Source organism: Streptacidiphilus sp. MAP5-3 (assembly GCF_041262505.1).
In the GTDB taxonomy this organism is placed as follows: domain Bacteria; phylum Actinomycetota; class Actinomycetes; order Streptomycetales; family Streptomycetaceae; genus Streptacidiphilus.
On sequence record NZ_JBGCCL010000031.1, the window covers coordinates 14,257 to 32,637 of the forward strand.

Here is an 18,381-nt window from a genome sequence, read left to right on the forward strand (position 1 = left end):
ACAGTTAGGCGCAGGTGGCGTCGACCTGGGGTGTGCCTGACCCACCGCCCGCTGGGAACCGATCCTGGTGGAGCGCGGAAGTGAAGCCGCGTACCAGCAGCGGCACTTGGAACGTGACGACTGCGAGGCGCTGCGCCGCGACCTGTGTGCCCGGGTCCTTCCTGTAGCGAACCCGTTCCGGACCGCAGAGCGCTTCGGAACCCCGAACATCAGATCCCCGCGAAATCCGCCTGTTGCCGTGCGCATGGGTGCGGCAGGTCCACCGATTCCTGCCGGGGCTGCTCAGCGGCGCCTGCGCGCACCATGCGGGCCTGACCGAACGCGCCGTCGCGGAAGCGCAACGCAAGGAGTGGGACATGACAAGGAGTGGAACATGACACTGCAGCACGCAGATGTCCGGCGCATCCTCCAGCTTCTCGACAGCGCAGAGCACTTGGAATCGCTCGAGATCCGCATCGGAGAGTTCGTCCTGCAGGCCCGCAAGCCCGGTGCGGCCCCGCTGGAGGCACTGACCATCGCGCCGCCGGTGCAGGCGGCCGGTTCCTCGGCCGCCCCCACCGGTCCCGCCGAACCGACGGGTCCCGTCGCGGCGTCGGCGCGGCCCGCGGCGACTGTGGGCGCGCAGGGAGTCGAGATCCCGGCCGGCATGACCGCGATCCGGGCGCCCATGCCCGGGACGTTCTACCGCACACCCGCACCCGACCAACCGCCCTTCGTGGAGGCCGGCGAGTCGATCACGGAAGGCACCACCATGTGCCTGGTCGAGGTCATGAAGATGTTCAACTCGGTTGCCGCACCGGTGACCGGTCGGGTCCACAGCATCCTCGTCGAGCACGCCCAAGCGGTGGACAAGGACCAGATCCTGATGATCATCGTGCCGGACGAGGCGGAGGACGCGGCATGATCCTCGACGCCCCCGTCGTCCGCCACGACATCCGCAGGCTGTTCGTCGCCAACCGCGGCGAGATCGCCGTCCGCATCATCCGAGCCTGCCGGTCGCTCGGCATCGAGACCGTCGTCGGAGTGTCGGAGGCGGACGTCGACAGCCTGGCGGCGCGCATGGCCGACGAGTCCGTGGTCATCGGGCCGCCCCAGCCGACGCAGAGCTACCTGCGCGTCGACGTGCTGATCGACGCCGCGAAGCACAGCCGGTGCGACGCGGTCCACCCGGGCTACGGCTTCCTGTCCGAGCGCGCGGCGTTCGCCCGCGCCTGCGGCGAGGCCGGTCTGATCTTCATCGGTCCGACCCCCGAAGCCATCGAGAGCATGGGGGACAAGATCACCGCGGTGGGCCTGGCCGCCAAGGCGAAGGTTCCGTGCGTACCCGGCTCGGGCGCCGTCGCCGACCCGGAGGAAGGCCTGCCGATCGCCGTGGAGATCGGTTTCCCGGTCCTGGTGAAGGCGAGTGCCGGCGGTGGCGGCCGCGGCATGCGCGTCGTCCGGTCGGCCGAGGAGTTCCCGCAGGCGTTCCGGGCCGCGTCCACGGAGGCGCAGTCCGCCTTCGGAGACCCGACGCTCTACGTCGAGAAGTTCATCGAACGGGCACGTCATATCGAGATCCAGGTGATGGGCGACCAGTTCGGGAACGTGGTGCACCTGGGCGAGCGCGAGTGCTCGACGCAGCGGCGCCACCAGAAGCTGATCGAGGAGGCGCCCTCGCCCGCGCTCGGGTCGAAGGCCCGTGAGGCCATGGGGGAGGCTGCGGTCCGACTGGCGAAGAACGTCGACTACGTCGGCGCGGGCACGGTCGAGTTCGTCGTCGACGACCGTGACGGGAAGTTCTACTTCCTGGAGATGAACACGCGCATCCAGGTCGAGCACCCGGTGACCGAGATGATCAGCGGAAGGGACCTGGTGGCCGAGCAGATTCGCGTCGCCTGCGGCCTGCCGCTCTCCTTCACCCAGGACGAGATCGTCCTGCAGGGCCACTCCATCGAGTGCCGGATCAACGCCGAGGACGCCGAGCGCGGCTTCGCCCCCAGCCCGGGCCTGGTCAACGACTGGTCCGCGCCGCGCGGCGAGGGCGTCCGGGTCGACACCCACTGCTACTCGGGATACACCGTCTCCCCCTACTACGACTCGCTGCTGGCCAAGGCCATCGTGCACGCCCCCACGCGCGCCGAGGCGATCGAGAAGATGCGCACCCTGCTGGCCGAGCTGAAGGTCGACGGCCCGACGACCACGGCCCCGTTCCACCGAGCGGTGCTGGCCCACCCCGACTTCTGCGACGGGGCGGTGACGACGCGTTGGGTCGAGGACGTGTTCCTCCCCGCACGCAGCCAGGGCTCGGACACCCGTCAGTCCCTCACCGAGGCGGGAGCGCCGGCATGACCACGTACAAGCTCGCATTCACCGACACCAGCCTGACCGACGGCCAGACGGCCGTGTGGGGCGGGGCACTGGACACCTCGATGATGCTCGCGCCGGCCGCCAGGTTGTCGGTCTCGGGACTCGCCGCGATCGAGATCCTCAGCCCCGCCGTCCTGGACGCCTGCCTCGCCCGCGGCGAGAACCCGCTGCACCGCTTGGAACTCGCGCGGCGGCACTTCGGAGCCGTGCCGCTCCGCGCCACCGTCAACCTGCTTACCGGGCACGGCCGACCCGGCGCCGACGTCCTCGGTCCCGAGGTGATCGACCGCTGGTTGGCCACGCTCGCGGGAGCGGGCCTGCAGCAGGTCGTCCTGCTCGATCCGCTGCTCGACGCGGACCGCCTGCATGCGGCGCTCAAGTCGGCCTCGGCAGCAGGTCTGGTCGCGATCGCCGCCCTGCCCTACCAGGCCGACAACGACCGCCCCGACGAGGCGTACGCGCAGCTGGCCGCCTCCCTCGCCGCAAGCGGTGCGGCACGGGTGATGCTCCGTGACGAGAGCGGCGTGCTGACGCCGGATCGGCTGCGCACGCTGGTCCCGGCCCTGGTCCAGGCGCTCGGAACCACGCCGCTCGATCTCCACACCCGCTGTCATACCGCGCTCGGAACCGCCGTGGCGTTGGAAGCAGCCGGCCTCGGCGTCAGTGGCTTCGACACTGCCCTGCCGTGCTTGGCCAACGGCGCCTCGCTGCCGTCGCTGCCTTCGCTGCTGCGCGGTCTGCGGCAACAGGTCACCATGCAGGAACTGCCCGATCACGGCAGTCTCTTGGAGGCCGACGCGATCCTGGCAGCGATCGCCGACCAGGAGGGTTTCCCCCAGGCGGCGTCGTGGGCCTTCGACCTGGCCGCCTACGCCCATGAGTTGCCCGGTGAGGTCGCGGTCGATTTCCTGGCGGCGCTGCGCGACCGCGGGCGCTGGGCCGAGCTGCACGAGTTCGCCGCCGAGTGCGCCGCCGTGCGCCGAGAGATGGGGTCACCTCCGATGGTGGCCCCGTTCGCCCGCGCGATCGCCGAGCAGGCGATCAGTCACTTCGACGGCGACGCGCGGTACGAGAGCCTGCGGCCGGTGCTACGCCGGTTGCTGCAGGGAGCGTACGGAACCGTGGACGGCGAGCTGCGCGCGGATCTGCGCAGGCGGGTCGGCGTCCTGCCTGCCGCCGAGCCTGCGGTCACCGACGTCGACGGACCCGAGGCGCTGCTCGCCTGGATCGCCGGGGTCGAGACCTCCGCGCTGCCGCCGAGGACGCCGAGAACAGGGGCGGGCTCGTTCGGCTACGAGACGCTCACTCCCTACGAATCCCTGGTTCGTGGCCTGGTCACGCGTGCCGGCCGCTTCGCCGTGCTGAGCCTGCAAGGACCCGGCGTCCGCGTCCACCTGCAACAGGAAGCGTGAAAGTCATGCTCAGTCATCTGCGTTCTCTTGTCGCAGCCGAGACGGCCCGGACCGGCCGGCGCCGGACGATCGACCTGGTCGACAGCACCTTCCGGGACGCCCACCAGTGCCTGTGGGCGACCCGGATGCGCACCGAGCACATGCTGCCCATCGCGAAACAGCTCGACGACTCCGGATTCCACAGCATCGACGCCCTCGCACTGGTGGGCTTCGACGCCGGCGTCCTCTTCCTCAACGAGGACCCCTTCGAGCGGGTGCGGCTGCTCCGGGAGCGGATCACCTCGACACCCCTGCGCGGTGCCATCCGCAGCAACCTGATGCGGAGCTTCTTCCCGCAGCCGGACGACGTCAACGAACTCTTCGTCGAGCGGATGGCCGCCAACGGCATCCGTGAATTCGGAGTGCTCGACTCCCTGCACTGCTGGGACAACGTGGCCCCCGGCATCCGCGTCGCGAAGCGGCTCGGGGCGAAGGTGCTGGTCGGACTCGTGTTCAACCTCGCGCCGGGTTACGACGACGACTTCTACGTCCGCCAGGCCCGTGAGGTCATCGACCGCTTCGACGTGGACACCGTCTGTCTGGGGGACGCCGGCGGCAGCCTGACCGTCGAACGAACCCGGACGCTGGTGCCCGCGCTGCGAGCGGCGATCGGTGACAAGCGGCTGGAGCTGATCACTCACTGCCTGACCGCGACGGGCCCGCAGGTCGCCCTCGAGGCCGCGGTGTACGGCGCGGACCAGATCATGACGGCGGTGGACCCGCTGGCCAACGGCAATTCGCTGCCGTCCGCCCAGTCGATCGCCCGCGACCTGCGCGCCCTCGGGTTCGACGTCAACGTCGAGGACCGGCTGCTCGACGACGTCGGCGACTATCTCGGCAAGCTCGCCGCCGACCTGGGCTATCCCGTAGGAGTCCCCGCCGAGTTCGACCCCTCGCTGTACCAGACGCAGTACGCCGGCGGTGCCATGACGAACCTCGAGGCGCAGCTGAAGCAGGCGGGCATCGCCGACCGGTTGCCGGCGGTGATCGAGGAGATCGGCCGGGTGCGCGAGGAGCTGGGCTCACCGGTGATGGCCACCCCCTTCCCCGCCATCGTCGCCGCCCAGGCCGTGATGAACGTCCTGCACGGTGAGCGCTACTCCGTGGTGCCGGACGAGGTGAAGAAGTACGTCTGCGGATACTACGGCGACCTGCCGCTGCCCATCGACGCCGACATCAAGGACCGTGTGCTGGGCAACGGCTCGCGGGACGTCGCCGAGACCCCGCCGACGCTGGACCCGGTCCTGCCGGCGCTGCGCAGCCGCTACCGGAACCAGTCGGACGACCAGTTGCTGCTGCGCTACATGTACGGCGACGAGAAGATCGACGGACTCGTCCCGGTCGAGGACACCTTCAGCGTGCAGCAGTCGATCGTGGAACTGGTGGCGGGTCTCGCCCGCATGCCGAGCAAGCGCAGGGTCCGGCTGGTCGCGCCCGGCGTCGAGTTCCGCGCCAACGGACGGGCCGGCGACCATGACTGACCCCATCGCACGTCCCGAGCCGACCCCGACGGCCGAGAGCGGGCCCTACTGGGAGGCGGCCGCCGAGGGTCGCCTGGTGATCCAGCGCTGCGAGAGCTGCGCGCGTCATCAGTTCTACCCGCGCGCCTTCTGCACGGCCTGCCTCTCGGACCGCCTGGAGTGGGTCGAGTCGGCGGGGCTCGGCCGCGTCTACACCTATACGGTCTGCCGGATCCCGGCCCACCCCTCGATGGCGGACAAGGTCCCCTACGCCGTGGCCGTCATCGACCTCGACGAGGGGGTGCGCATGCTGACCGACCTCGTGGACTGCCCGATCGAGCAGATGCGCATCGGGGCCCGCGTCGAGGTCCGCTTCGAACGGATCAGCAGCACCTGCGTCCTTCCCCAATTCACCCTGGCCCACCTGGAAGACCGATGATCACCGACTACTTCGACGCCGGAGCCTCCCGGTTCCCTGACCGCACCTTCCTGCAGTCCGACGCAGTGCAGCTCAGCTATCACGACGTCGTGGTCGCCTCACACGCCATCGCGCACGGCCTGACCCAGGAAGGTCTGGGCAGCGGCAGCGTCGGCATCCTCTCGCCGAACCACCCCAGCGCTTTCGTGGCGATGCTCGGGGTGCTGCGCTCGGGCGCGAGCTACGTGCCGCTCAACGCCCGCGACCAGATCGAGGACCTGATCTGGTTCATGCGCTTCACCGAGTTGTCGGCGCTGGTCTACCACGAGCAGTACCTGCCGGACCTCGACCGCATCCAGGCCGAGGTCCCCACCCTCAAGACGTGCATCGCACTGAACGAGCAGGGCGCGACCGGGCAGAACACGACCGGGCCGAGCATCGAGGCCTGGCAACGGGACCACGCCGGGCAGAGGTGCGAGACGCGTCGAGGCCTCGACGACGTCGCACTGATCAAGTCCTCCGGCGGCACCACCGGCCGCCCCAAGGCGATCCTGCAGACCCACCGCAGCCTGCTGTCCGCCTACCGGATCGCCAACCAGTTCTGCCCGCCCGAGCGGGACCCGGTGCACCTGGTGGTGGCACCGCTGACGCATGCGGCCGGCGCCACGGCGATGGGCCTGTCGGCCTTCGGCACGCGCAACGTGATGGCGCCGTCGACGGATCCGGCGGTGATCCTGGAACTGATCGAGCGTGAGCGGGTGACGCACGTCTTCCTGCCGCCGACGATGATCTACCGGCTGCTGGCGCACCCGGACGCCCGCACGCGCGACTGCTCCTCGCTCGAGTACGTGATCTACGGTGCGGCCCCCATGTCGGTCGACAAGCTCAAGGAAGGACTGGCGCTCTGGGGTCAGGTCTTCGTCCAGTTCTACGGCCAGGCAGAAGTGCCCGGAGTGATCACCTGCCTCTCCCGCAAGGACCACTACCTCAGCGACGATCCGCGGGCCGTCAGGCACCTGCAGTCCGCCGGCCGGCCGACCGGTGCCTGCGAGGTGGTGCTCATGGACGACGACGGCACGATCGTCGCGCCGGGCGAGCGCGGTGAGATCGTCGCCCGCGGTGAGCTGGTCTCTCCCGGATACCTCAACAACCCCGAGGCGAACGACGAGGCCCACCGCTTCGGCTGGCACCACACCGGTGACATCGGGGTCTTCGACGAGAGCGGCTACCTCTACGTCGTCGACCGCAAGAAGGACATGGTGATCTCGGGCGGGTTCAACATCTACCCCAGTGAGATCGAGCAGTTGATCTGGTCGCACCCCGCGGTACAGGACTGTGCCGTCGTGGGGGTGCCGGACGCCGACTGGGGTGAGCGGCTGACCGCCGTGGTCGAGTTGAAGCCCGGAGCGCAGGCGACGGCCGAGGAGATCGTCCAGCTGTGCCGGACCCGCTTCGGCGCTCTCAAGACCCCCAAGCAGGTGGAGTTCTGGCAGACGTTGCCGCGCAGTGCGGTCGGCAAGGTCCTCAAGAAGGACGTCCGCGCCAGGCTCACCAGCGCGGACACGGGCGCTGACACGGCGACGGTCTGAGGGATGGCAGTGGACAAGACCAAGCTCTCCGGACGCCACGCCATCGTCGGGCTCGGCGAGGCAGGACTGGGCAAGGCCCCCGCCGGGGCCACCGCGCTGTCACTGCAGTGCCGCGCGGCCCGCGACGCCGTCCTCGAGGCCGGGCTCAGCCTGACCGACATCGACGGTGTCTTCGCCCACTGGGACGACCGCGCCAACGCCCTGCTCGTCGCCGAGTACCTCGGCATCCATCCGCGCTACGCGGACAACACCGTCGTCGGAGGCCAGTCGAACATCACCCACCTGGTGCACGCGATGGCCGCCATCGAGGCGGGGCTCTGCGAGGTCGCCCTGGTCACCTACGGCAGCACCCAGCGCCTGGACAGGAGCAGGGCCCGCGGTGGACACGCCCAGGACCCGCGGTCACCGATCGGCCAGTTCGCCCTGCCCTACGGGATGCTCAACCCGGTCGGCTACTACGCGATGCTGGCCCAGCTCTACCAGCACCGCTACGGCGGCGCGCCCGAGCACCTGGGCGAGGTGGCCCTCGCCGCCCGCCGCTGGGCGCAGCTCAACCCGAGCGCGGCGGTGCAGTCACCGCTGACCATGGAGGACTACCTCGCCTCGCCCCTGATCGCTGACCCGCTGCGCAAGCTCGACATCTGCCAGATCAACGACGGCGCCGGTGCCATGATCCTCACCAGCGCGGAACGTGCCCGCGACCTGGCCCGCCGGCCCGTGACGATCCGCGGCTTCGGCGACACCTACCGCCACCACCTGACCCCGCTCGGCACCGACGACTGGCTCGACGACGGCGCGCTGCGCACGGTCGCCGACGAGGCGCTGACCATGGCGCAGATCGACCGCCAGGACCTCGACCTGGTGCAGATCTACGACGCGTTCACCATCAACGTACTCGTCGCGCTGGAGGCACTCGGCTTCTGCGAACCCGGCGGCGCGGGCGCGTTCGTCGGCGGCGGGCGCATCGCCCCGGGCGGGGCGTTCCCGCTGAACACCTCCGGCGGAGGGCTGTCGTTCAACCACTCCGGCCAGTTCGGCATGCAGTTGATGATCGAGGCGGTCCGCCAGCTGCGCGGCGAATGCGGCGCACGTCAGGTCCCCGGAGCCCGCACCTGTCTGGTGCAGGCGGGCGGCATGGTCATGTCCGCCTACATGGTCATGGTTCTCGACGCCGGCTGACGTCTCGTCTCGGTCACCGCGAGGTCCTCACCTCCGGCGACCCTGTTCACCCCCCAGGAGGTTCGTCATGCGCGAAACCCATGCCGTTTCAGGCCCGGCGGCGACCACCGACCTGCTCGCCCGCCTGGACCGGCTCCCCGTGACGAGGACAGCTCTGCTGACCACGGTGCTGCTGACCGTCGTCTGGGTCGCGGAGGGGTTCGAGGCCGGCATCATCGGCCCCGTCCTGCTCATCGTGAAAGGGCCCTGGCATCTGACCTCGCAGAGCACCGCCCAGCTGGGCATCGCCTCGACCCTCGGCATTCTCGTCGGTGCGGCGCTCGCGGGCCGTCTCGCGGACCGCTACGGACGCAAGGCCGTGCTGCTCTACGGCATCAGCTCGTTCTCGCTCTTCGCCGCAGCCTGCTCGGTCTCCCCGGACACCGGCTGGATCATGGCGATGCGTGCCTTGGGCGGCCTCGCACTCGGCGCGGTCTTCCCGATCCCCTACCTGCTGCTCTCGGAGTTGTTGGGGAAACGATCCCGCGCCAAGGTGATCGCCACCGCCTCCGCCGTGCTCGCGCTGAGCTACGTCATCCCCGAGCTCGCCGCGCTCGCCGTGATCGGCAACACGTCCTTCACCTGGTCCTGGCGCATCCTGTTCCTCCTCGGCGCCCTGCCCGCCGTGGCGATCCCCTTCATCCACCTCCACCTGCCGGAGAGCCCCCGCTGGCAGCTGCTCAACGGCCGGACGGCACAGGCTCAGGCTCTCGTCGAGCGGATGGAACGCGAGGCGGGACTCGCGGACGGGGAGGGCCTGGCGCACCCCGGGATCACCGATGTCGTGCAGACCGAGTACGAGGCTCACGCCGCACCGGGCCACCGGGCCACGGCTCTGCTGCGCCGGCCACTCCTGGGTCGGTTCGCGCTGTCCCTGCTGATCTGCGTCGGCGGTACCGCGAGCGGCTACGTGATGGTCGTCTACGCGCCGACGCTGTACGCGGGCATGGGACTGTCCAGCCACCAAGCGCTGCTCGCCACCGCCGCGCTCGTCGTCGCAGGGGTGGTCGGCGCGCTGACGGTGGGACGCATGGCGGACCGCATCGGGCGCAAGAAGACCTTTCTGGTCCTCAGCCTCGGTTCCGTCGTCGGCTACAGCCTGCTGGCGATGTCACCGAACGCGTCACTGAGCGTCTGCTTCGGGCTTCTCGCGGCGTTCTTCAGCACCGGCATGGTGCCCTTCTCCCGGCTGTTCACGGCCGAGCAGTTCCCCTCCTCCATACGGGGAACGGCAGCCGGATGGGTGGAGTCGATCGGCCGCCTCTTCGGTGGTGTCGTCGTGGCCGGGTCCGTCCCCTACGTCCAGGCCCACTGGGGGAACGGCGCGCCGTTCTGGATCGTCGGCGCCGTCTTTCTGCTCTGCCTGGGACCTGTCATGCTCCGCGCCCGCGAGACCACCGGCATGAGCATCGACCAGGCGGGAGCCGTCTGAACACCTGCCGCGCAACGTCATACCCCTCCCGCCCGAGCGCGAGGACTCCAGAGAAGAGGACCGATGGACCTGCTCGACACCCTCGTCGCCAAGGGACTGCGGCGCGAGCTGCCGACCCGCGAAGAAGCGCTCGCCGTCCTGGCGACCTCCGACGACGACCTGCTCGATGTGGTGGCCGCCGCCGGCAAGGTGCGCCGCCGGTGGTTCGGGCGCCGGGTGAAGCTCAACTACCTGGTGAACCTGAAGTCCGGGCTCTGCCCCGAGGACTGCTCGTACTGCTCGCAGCGCCTCGGCTCGACGGCCGGCATCCTCAAGTACACCTGGCTGAAGCCCGACGAGGCCTCGCAGGCCGCGGCCGCCGGCGTCGCCGGCGGCGCGAAGCGGGTGTGTCTGGTGGCGAGCGGGCGAGGCCCCACTGACCGGGACGTCGACCGGGTCTCGAAGACCATCGAGGCGATCAAGGAGCAGAACCAGGGCGTGGAGGTGTGCGCCTGCCTCGGCCTGCTCTCCGACGGCCAGGCGCAGCGGCTGCGTGCGGCCGGCGCGGATGCCTACAACCACAACCTCAACACCTCGGAGGCCACGTACGGGGACATCACGACCACGCACACCTACGCGGACCGGGTCGAGACGGTGCAGCAGGCGCAGGCTGCCGGCCTGTCCGCCTGTTCCGGACTCATCGCGGGCATGGGCGAGACCGACGAGGATCTCGTCGACGTGGTCTTCGCCCTGCGGGCCCTGGACGCGGACTCGGTGCCGGTCAACTTCCTCATCCCGTTCGAGGGCACCCCGCTGGCGAAGGAGTGGAACCTCACCCCGCAGCGCTGCCTGCGCATCCTGGCGATGGTGCGGTTCGTGTGCCCGGACGTGGAGGTCCGCATCGCGGGCGGTCGCGAGGTCCATCTGCGTTCGATGCAGCCGCTCGCACTGCAGTTGGCGAACTCGATCTTCCTGGGCGACTACCTCACCAGCGAGGGCCAGGCCGGCGGGGCCGACCTCGACATGATCGCGGACGCGGGCTTCGAGGTGGAGGGCGCGGGCACCACGACGCTGCCCGAGCACCGCGCGGCTGCACCAGCATCGCCCGGGTGCGGTTCGGGCGGGTACGGCGGCTGCGCCCCGTGCGGCGACGGCGCGCCCGATCCGACGCCGGGTCAGGCACGTCCGGACCTGGTCTCGGTGCGCCGTCGGGGCGCGGGTACCGACCTCGCGCCCAACGCCTGAACTGTTCCAGGCGTCTCCACGGCCAGCTCGCGCTGCAGCCCCTGGTCGGAACTTCGTGACAGCCACTACGCGGGACGCAACCGAGCGGTCCGCAGCGGCGTCCAGCTGAGCACGCTTCAGTCCTCGGAGTCCAGGCCCAGGACGAACCACGGGTCGTCATCGCGTATGCCAGGCACCCCCGGCCGCCGGTCGGGGGTGCCTGGTGCGTCCGGGCCCCTGGCAGTCCGATGCATCCTGCGCGACGGGTCGCCAGGTGATCGACAGTGACGATCGCTGCGGTCGCTAGCGGCCACTTCCATCAATCGGTGCCTCTGGGCCAGACTGTACCCAGCGGTCACCGAAGCGAGCTGCGGAACCCGGCAGGCCGACGCATGGATCAACACCTCCTGCGTCGACGGCTGCAAGGAGAGGCCCGCTCCAACGTCGTGGACCGGGACGTGCCCTGCGCACCGCGACTCCAGGCCGACCACATCCTGGCCGACGGCCAACTGCCGTGCAGGGTCGACGTCTCGGGCGAGTCCCCGCTCAACATCGTCCATGTCGATCCGTGGCCGCTTCCCACCAGCACGACCGCAACAGAAAGGACACCGTAACCATGAGCAGCCTCACCATCCGACCGGTCGCCGGACACATCGGCGCCGACATCGACGGCGCGGACCTGTCCCAACCGCTGTCCGCCGCAACCGTCGAGGAGATCCGGCAGGCCCTCCACCGCCACAAGGTCATCTTCTTCCGCGGCCAGACGCTGGACCACGCCTCCCAGATCGCCTTCGCCCGTCGCTTCGGCGAGCTCACCTTCGCCCACCCGCACGACAATGCCCCGCCGGAGGAGCACCCGGAGATCTTCACTGTGGACCCGGCCCGCTTCGAGAAGCGCTTCGGCAAGGGCTTCCGGGACGAGTACCGCTGGCACACCGACGTCACCCCTGCGGTGAACCCGCCCGCGGGCTCCATCCTGCGTGCCGAGGTCGTCCCCGACTTCGGCGGCGACACCCAGTGGACCAACCTGGTCGCGGCCTACCAGGGGCTGTCCGCCCCGGTCCGCGCGTTCGTCGACACCCTGCGCGCCGAGCACCGCTACGGCGGCAGCTACGGGTTCAAGAACGACAACGAGTTCACCCGGGCCGTCAAGGAGAATCTGTTGGTGGCGGTCCACCCGGTGGTGCGCGTGCACCCGGAGACCGGGGAGCGCGCGCTCTTCGTCAACCCCGGCTTCACCAGCAGCATCGTCGACGTCTCCGCGAACGAGAGCCAGCACATCCTCGACCTGCTCTTCGCCGAGATCACCCGACCCGAGTACACGGTGCGGTTCCGCTGGGAGGCAGGGCACGTCGCCTTCTGGGACAACCGGGTCACCTCGCACCTCGCCCCGCGCGACCTGGAACACCTCGAGGTGGACCGGCGCCTGCACCGGGTCACCCTGCTCGGCGAGGTGCCGGTGGGCCCGGACGGGCGCGAGTCCGAGCTCGTCTGCGGACGACCGTTCACCGCCGACAACCGCGCGGTGCCCACCGCCTCCTGACCCCGCCACGCGGAACAGGAGCACGCGGCGGCCGCCGCCAGGAAGCCCACCGTCCAGGCCCTGCCCGACCGCGCTTCCCCGGCGGACGCCGGCGTCCTCAGCCGCCGGCGCTGCACCCGGGTGCCGCTCCCCGGCGGCACCGGTGGCTGAGGGCGGAAGCCCCGGCGGCCTTGCCGTCCCCGCCCCGGGATGACCGGCAACAGCGCCGCGGGGCGCAACCGACACATCAGGGAGGACCCGAATGCTCAGCACGATGCAGGACGTACCGCTCACCCTCGGCCGGATTCTGGTCCACGGTTCGACCCAGCACGGCCGCTCCACCGTCGCCACCTGGAACGGCACCTCGGCTCGGCACCGCGCCTATGCCGACGTCGGCGCACGGGCCGCCCGGCTCGCGCACGCGCTCCGGGACGAGCTCGGCGTGAGCGGTGACCAGCGGGTCGCCACCCTGATGTGGAACAACACCGAGCACCTTGAGATCTATCTCGCGGTGCCCGGCATGGGTGCGGTGCTGCACACCCTCAATCTGCGCCTGCCCACCCACCAGTTGGCCTTCATCATCAACCACGCGGCCGATCACGTGATCCTGGTCGACGACAGCGTCCTGCCGCTGCTCGCCCCCACTCTGCCGCTGCTCCAGACCACCCTCAGGCACATCGTCGTGGTCGGCGACGGCGACCGCAGCGCCCTCGCCGGCTTCACCGGCACCGTCCACGGCTACGAGGAGTTGATCGCGGACCGGCCGACCGAGTTCCCCTGGGCCACCGGGATCGACGAGCGCGCCGCCGCCGCCCTCTGCTACACCTCCGGCACCACCGGAGACCCCAAGGGCGTCGCCTACAGCCACCGCTCCATCTATTTGCACTGCCTTCAGGTCAACACCGTGGAGAGCTTCGGCTTCGGCACCCGCGACCGGATCCTCCCGGTGGTGCCGATGTTCCATGTCAACGCCTGGGGCGTCCCGCAGGCCGCCTTCATGTCCGGCGCCAACCTGCTGATGCCAGACCGGTTCCTCCAGCCCGAGGCGATCGCTCGGATGATCGCGGCCGAGCGCCCCACCTTCAGCGCTGCGGTCCCCACCATCTGGACCGGACTGCTCGGCGAGCTGGACCGCGGCTCGTACGACACCTCCTCACTGACACGGGTGGTGATCGGCGGCTCGGCCTGTCCGCCGGCCCTGATGCGCGCCTTCAAGGAACGCCACGGTATCGAGCTGATTCACGCCTGGGGCATGACCGAGACCTCCCCGCTGGGCTCGGTCGCCCACCCCCCGGCCGGCCTCACCCCAGAGGAGGAGCAGCCCTATCGGATCACCCAGGGCCGCTTCCCGGCCTCCGTGGAGGCCCGGTTGGCCGGCCTCGCCGGGGACTTCCTCCCGCACGACGGCCGGTCGGCCGGCGAACTCGAGGTCCGCGGCCCGTGGATCGCAGGCGCCTACTTCGGCGGCGCGATCGGCGACGGCACCGATGCGCACCCTGAGCGCCCGGACGACAAGTTCACCCCGGACGGCTGGCTGCGTACCGGGGACGTCGGCACACTTTCCCCCGAGGGCTACCTGACCCTGACCGACCGGGCCAAGGACGTGATCAAGTCCGGCGGCGAGTGGATCTCCTCCCAGGAGCTGGAGAACCACCTGATGGGCCACCCCGACGTAGCCGAGGCCGCCGTGGTCGCGGTACCCGACGACAAGTGGGGCGAGCGTCCGCTGGCCACCGTGGTGCTGCGTGACGGCGCCTCCGTCGACTTCGCCGCACTGCGGGCCTTCCTCGCCGAGCGGGTCGCCTCCTGGCAGCTGCCGGAGCGCTGGGCACTGATTCCGGCGGTGCCCAAGACCAGCGTTGGGAAGTTCGACAAAAAGCTGATCCGGACCCAGTACGCCGACGGAGAGCTGGAGATCGTTCTCGCGGGCAAGGCGTAGTCACCGCGGGCGGTGCGGCGTCAGCGTGACATCGCCTTACGACGTCGAGGATCCGCTCTCGCCGAGCAGGTCGGCGATCCGGCCCATTCTCCTCATGCCAGCTCGGCGCGTAGCCGGTTGCGTTCCGCGGCGATGATGGGACCGGGCGTGGCCGCCGCCCGATGGCGGCGCGGCACGGTGACTATCGGGATCACGGCAGGGGCTGCTCGGCCCAGACCACCTTGCCGTCGGCCGTGTACCGGGTGCCCCAGCGCTCGGAGAGCTGGGCGACCAGGAAGAGTCCCCGGCCGCCTTCGTCGCTGGTGGCTGCGTACCGCAGGTGTGGGGAGGTGCTGCTGCCGTCGAAGACCTCGCAGACGAGGGCCCGGTCACGCAGCAGGCGTACCCGGATCGGCTCCGTCGCGTAGCGGATGGCGTTCGTAGCAAGCTCGCTGACGATCAGTTCGGTGGCGAAGGCCAGCTCGTCCAGTTGCCAGGCGCTCAGCTGCTCGGTCACGTCCGCCCGGAGCCGGGCGACGGCCGCCGGGTCGGCCGGGAGGTCCCAGGCCACGACCTGGTCGGCCGGCAGTGCCCGGGTCCGGGCCACCAGCAGGGCGACGTCATCGGTGGGACGGCTGGGGAGCAGCGCGTCGAGCACCGCCTGGCAGGTCTCCTCCGGCGTCCGGTGCGGCCGGGCCAGCGCGGTACGCAGCAGGTCGAGGCCGATGTCGATGTCCCGTGCACGGTCCTCCACCAGGCCGTCGGTGTAGAGCACGAGTTGGCTACCCTCGGGCAGCTCCAGCTCCGCCGTCTCGAAGGGCGCGCCGACCAGGCCGAGCGGCGGCCCGGCGGGCAGGTCGGGGAACTCGACCGACCCGTCGGGGTGCACCAGCGCGGGCGGCAGGTGTCCGGCCCGGGCCATGCTGCAGCGCAGCGAGACGGGGTCGTAGATCGCGTACAGGCACGTCGCTCCGGTGATGGAGGTCTCGCCGTCGGTGGCCGCGCTGTCCTGGTCGATCTGGTTGACCAGGACGTCGAGATGGCCGAGCAGCTCGTCCGGCGGCAGGTCCAGGGTGGAGAAATTGTGCACGGCTGTGCGCAGGCGGCCCATGGTGGCCGCGGCGTGCAGGCCGTGGCCGACCACGTCGCCGACGACCAGCGCGATCCGGACGCCGGGCAGGGGGATGACGTCGAACCAGTCGCCGCCGACGCCGGCCTCGGCCGGCAGGTAGCGGTAGGCCACGTCCAGGGTGCTCTGCTCGGGCAGGCCTCCGGGGAGCAGGCTCTGCTGAAGGGTGACCGCCATCTGGTGCTCGCGGGTGAAGCGACGGGCGTTGTCGATGCACACGGCGGTGCGGGCCCCGAGCTCCTCGGCGACCGACAGGTCGTCGGCGTCGAACGGCTCGGGTTTCTCCGATCGGTAGAAGTGGGCCACGCCGAGCAGCAGGCCGCGGGCCAGCAGCGGCACGGTGACCAAGGAGTGGACGCCCTGCTCTAGGATCAGCTCGGCCCGCTCCGGGTCGGTCAGTCGCCAGTTGGACGCGGGGTCGGACAGAGCGGGCTCGAGGACGGAGTGCCCGTCGAGGGCGTGGGCGTGCGGCGTTCCGGACGGCAACGGGATGGACGTCCCGACCGGGAAGAACGGAGTGTCCGGCCGGACGCCGTGGAGGGCGGCGCGACGCAGGTCCGTCGGCCGGCCAGGAGTGGGTTCGTCCCCGCGCAGCAGCGGCTCCGCCAGATCGACGGTCACGAAGTCGGCGAATCTCGGGACGGCCGCCTCGGTCAGTTCCTCCGCGGTGCGGGTCACGTCCAGCGTGGTGCCGATGGCGGCGCTGGCCTCGTAGAGCAGCTTGAGGCGCTTGCGGGCCTGGTCGGCTTTGCCGGTCAGGGCGCGCAGCTCGGTGGAGTCGCGCAGCGTGGCGACGACGCCGGATGGGCCGCCGTCGTGGCCGGTGGTCCGAATGTTGACCACGAGCAGCCGTTCGCCGGCGCTGACCACCTCGTCGGTGACGGCGTGCCCGGAGTCCAGCAGCTCGGTCAGGTGGTGGTCCAGACCCAGGTCGGTGACGAGCCGACGGCCGTACTCGCCGAGGGGTAGGTCGAGCAGTCGGCAGGCCTCGTCGTTGGCGAGCAGCATGCGGCGGTCGTCACCGATGATGAGGACGCCCTCGCGCACCGCGTGCAGTACCGCGTCGTGGTGCTCGTACATGCGGGTCATCTCAGCCGGGCCGAGGCCGTGGGTCTGGCGTCTCAGCCGCCGTACGACCAGCCAGGTCCCGGCGGTGGCGAGCCCGAGAGCCAGGGCGCCCGCCCCGAAGACGACCGGCAGCCGGTGCTGCGCGGTGCTGCTGATCTTCTTGAGCGTGATGCCCGCGGAGACAACGCCGATCACCCGGTGGTGGCTGTCGAAGACGGGGACGATCGCCTGCACCAGTGGGCCGATCGTGCCCTGGATGGTCTCGGTGACCGTCTGCCCGGCGAGCGCGGGGCCGATGTCGCCGACGAACTTCTTGCCGATCCGGTTGGGAATGGGGTGGGTGTAGCGGATTCCGTGGTCGTCAGTGACCACGACGAAGTCCACGCCGGTCGCCAGGCGGGTGGCCTCGGCGCGCGGCTGGAGCAGCGCGGTCGGGTGGGCCGACTCCATCGCGGCCACGGTTCCGGGGGCGTTGGCGAACGTCTGGGCCACCGCGAGCGACCGGTTCCTGGCCTCCACCGTGGTGTCGTGCTGGGCTTGGACGAAGACCTCGATGCCTGCGGCCAGCACCAGCACCAGGATGATCACGACCTGGAGGATGAAAACCTGTCCGGCGACGCTGCGCATGCCGAGGATCGCCCGGCGACGCTCAGGCGGAAGCTGCCGGTCCGGGCGCCGGTCACTTTGCTGATCCCGCTCCGGGCGCGGGCCGCCCCGGTCCCCATCGGTGGAACCGGGGCCTGTGGGGGCCCGGGAACGGCCCCAGAACCGGGCCATACGCCTATGAAACACCGCTCTCATCAAGGCGGCCAACGGGCGGCGGGCCATGGCTCGGTGACGGAAAGGGCGGGATCGGCTGCCTCGGCCGGGTCAGAGAGACGGTGGAGGGCGCGCCCGCTCCTTGGTTGGCCGCGGATCTCCTCGGCCGTCGCCGACGCGGCACGGGAGCCTTGTCGTTATCCTGTGCCACCTGGGGCGGCCGTCCGGACGCTCCGCACCGCACCGGAGGGTGACGCCGCCCGCCCGGCGGCGTGACCGCGCCTGGCCCTGGATATCCGACCGGGCATGACCACCACCCTCACGCGCGCCGCCGCCACCGCCGCCCTGCTCGGCGCCCTCCTCGCCACCGCCCCCGCGGCCACCGCGGCCACCCGCCCCGCACCGCGCGCCGCCGCTGCCACCCCGCACACCCGCGGCCTCCTCACCCCTGTCAGAGCGGCCTACAACGGCCTCGGGTCCTTCCTCAACGGCGTCAGTAGCGACCTTGGCAGCGGCGGCCTGCTCGGCACGGCTGCCGCCCTGCACGGCCGCGTGCAGGGCGAGAAGGTTCTGTTGTCACGCTCCCGGTCAAGCCCGGGCGCCATGCGGTGCCGGGCTTGACCGGCGGGTTGTCACGTTGTCTGCCTGCTGCGGCTACCAGCGGTACCAGCGGCCGCGGCCGCCCGCGCCGGCGCGCTCGCCGCGGAAGACGAAGCCGAGCAGCCACAGGGCCAGGACGACCAGCGCGATCCACCACAGGGCATGCAGGGCGAACCCGGCGCCGCCCAGAACCAGTGCCAGGAGAAGGACAACGATCAGGAGAACCATGGGGAACACCTCCTTTCCCTAAGTTGTGCGGAGGCGC

15 protein-coding genes are annotated in these 18,381 nt (G+C 70.7%); 13 read left to right on the forward strand and 2 right to left on the reverse strand.

Annotation, left to right across the window (positions count from 1 at the left end; translation table 11 throughout):
* Nucleotides 1-373 precede the first annotated feature (373 nt).
* From ABH928_RS30785 to ABH928_RS30840, 12 genes are all read left to right on the forward strand, one after another.
* On the forward strand, nt 374-904 hold the full coding sequence (locus ABH928_RS30785) for an acetyl-CoA carboxylase biotin carboxyl carrier protein subunit (RefSeq protein WP_370071937.1): 531 nt from the start codon (nt 374-376) through the stop codon (nt 902-904).
* Nucleotides 901-2,331, forward strand: a complete 1,431-nt coding sequence (gene accC, locus ABH928_RS30790; protein WP_370071938.1) for an acetyl-CoA carboxylase biotin carboxylase subunit — start codon at nt 901-903, stop codon at nt 2,329-2,331. Before ABH928_RS30785 ends, accC begins: the two co-directional genes overlap by 4 nt.
* The gene (locus ABH928_RS30795) at nt 2,328-3,761 is read left to right on the forward strand and encodes a hypothetical protein (protein ID WP_370071939.1); all 1,434 of its coding nucleotides are present in this window, start codon (nt 2,328-2,330) and stop codon (nt 3,759-3,761) included. The genes accC and ABH928_RS30795 overlap by 4 nt, the downstream gene beginning before the upstream one ends.
* A 5-nt stretch (nt 3,762-3,766) precedes the next feature.
* The gene (locus ABH928_RS30800; protein ID WP_370071940.1) at nt 3,767-5,281 is read left to right on the forward strand and encodes a hypothetical protein; all 1,515 of its coding nucleotides are present in this window, start codon (nt 3,767-3,769) and stop codon (nt 5,279-5,281) included.
* A complete protein-coding gene (locus ABH928_RS30805) occupies nt 5,274-5,699 on the forward strand; it encodes a Zn-ribbon domain-containing OB-fold protein (protein WP_370071941.1) in 426 nt (141 codons plus the stop codon). The genes ABH928_RS30800 and ABH928_RS30805 overlap by 8 nt, the downstream gene beginning before the upstream one ends.
* On the forward strand, nt 5,696-7,267 hold the full coding sequence (locus ABH928_RS30810; protein ID WP_370071942.1) for a class I adenylate-forming enzyme family protein: 1,572 nt from the start codon (nt 5,696-5,698) through the stop codon (nt 7,265-7,267). Before ABH928_RS30805 ends, ABH928_RS30810 begins: the two co-directional genes overlap by 4 nt.
* Nucleotides 7,268-7,270: 3 nt before the next feature.
* Nucleotides 7,271-8,446 carry a hypothetical protein gene (locus ABH928_RS30815; RefSeq protein WP_370071943.1) on the forward strand — a complete coding sequence of 392 codons (1,176 nt, stop codon included), beginning with the start codon at nt 7,271-7,273 and terminating at the stop codon, nt 8,444-8,446.
* 67 nt (nt 8,447-8,513) lie between these two features.
* Nucleotides 8,514-9,917 (forward strand): MFS transporter, encoded by a 1,404-nt coding sequence (locus ABH928_RS30820; protein WP_370071944.1) that lies wholly within the window; start codon nt 8,514-8,516, stop codon nt 9,915-9,917.
* A 63-nt stretch (nt 9,918-9,980) separates the two neighbouring features.
* Nucleotides 9,981-11,141, forward strand: coding sequence for a biotin synthase BioB (gene bioB / locus ABH928_RS30825; RefSeq protein WP_370071945.1), 1,161 nt, complete (start codon nt 9,981-9,983; stop codon nt 11,139-11,141).
* A 371-nt stretch (nt 11,142-11,512) separates the two neighbouring features.
* A complete protein-coding gene (locus tag ABH928_RS30830) occupies nt 11,513-11,734 on the forward strand; it encodes a hypothetical protein (RefSeq protein ID WP_370071946.1) in 222 nt (73 codons plus the stop codon).
* 2 nt (nt 11,735-11,736) lie between these two features.
* Complete coding sequence (locus ABH928_RS30835; protein WP_370071947.1) at nt 11,737-12,663, forward strand: TauD/TfdA dioxygenase family protein; 927 nt, start codon at nt 11,737-11,739, stop codon at nt 12,661-12,663.
* A 241-nt stretch (nt 12,664-12,904) separates the two neighbouring features.
* Entirely contained in the window at nt 12,905-14,581 is a 1,677-nt protein-coding gene (locus tag ABH928_RS30840) for a long-chain fatty acid--CoA ligase (RefSeq protein ID WP_370071948.1), read from the forward strand.
* A 190-nt stretch (nt 14,582-14,771) separates the two neighbouring features.
* Here ABH928_RS30840 and ABH928_RS30845 read toward each other — a convergent pair whose 3' ends face one another.
* Complete coding sequence (locus ABH928_RS30845; RefSeq protein WP_370071949.1) at nt 14,772-17,534, reverse strand: SpoIIE family protein phosphatase; 2,763 nt, start codon at nt 17,532-17,534, stop codon at nt 14,772-14,774.
* 288 nt (nt 17,535-17,822) lie between these two features.
* Here ABH928_RS30845 and ABH928_RS30850 point away from each other — a divergent pair, with 288 nt between their 5' ends.
* Nucleotides 17,823-18,137 carry a hypothetical protein gene (locus ABH928_RS30850; RefSeq protein ID WP_370071950.1) on the forward strand — a complete coding sequence of 105 codons (315 nt, stop codon included), beginning with the start codon at nt 17,823-17,825 and terminating at the stop codon, nt 18,135-18,137.
* Nucleotides 18,138-18,170: 33 nt separating this feature from the next.
* On the opposite strand, the gene ABH928_RS30855 is transcribed toward ABH928_RS30850, so the two are convergent.
* Nucleotides 18,171-18,344: a hydrophobic protein gene (locus ABH928_RS30855; RefSeq protein WP_370071951.1), complete on the reverse strand. Its 174-nt coding sequence runs from the start codon at nt 18,342-18,344 to the stop codon at nt 18,171-18,173.
* Nucleotides 18,345-18,381: the final 37 nt, after the last annotated feature.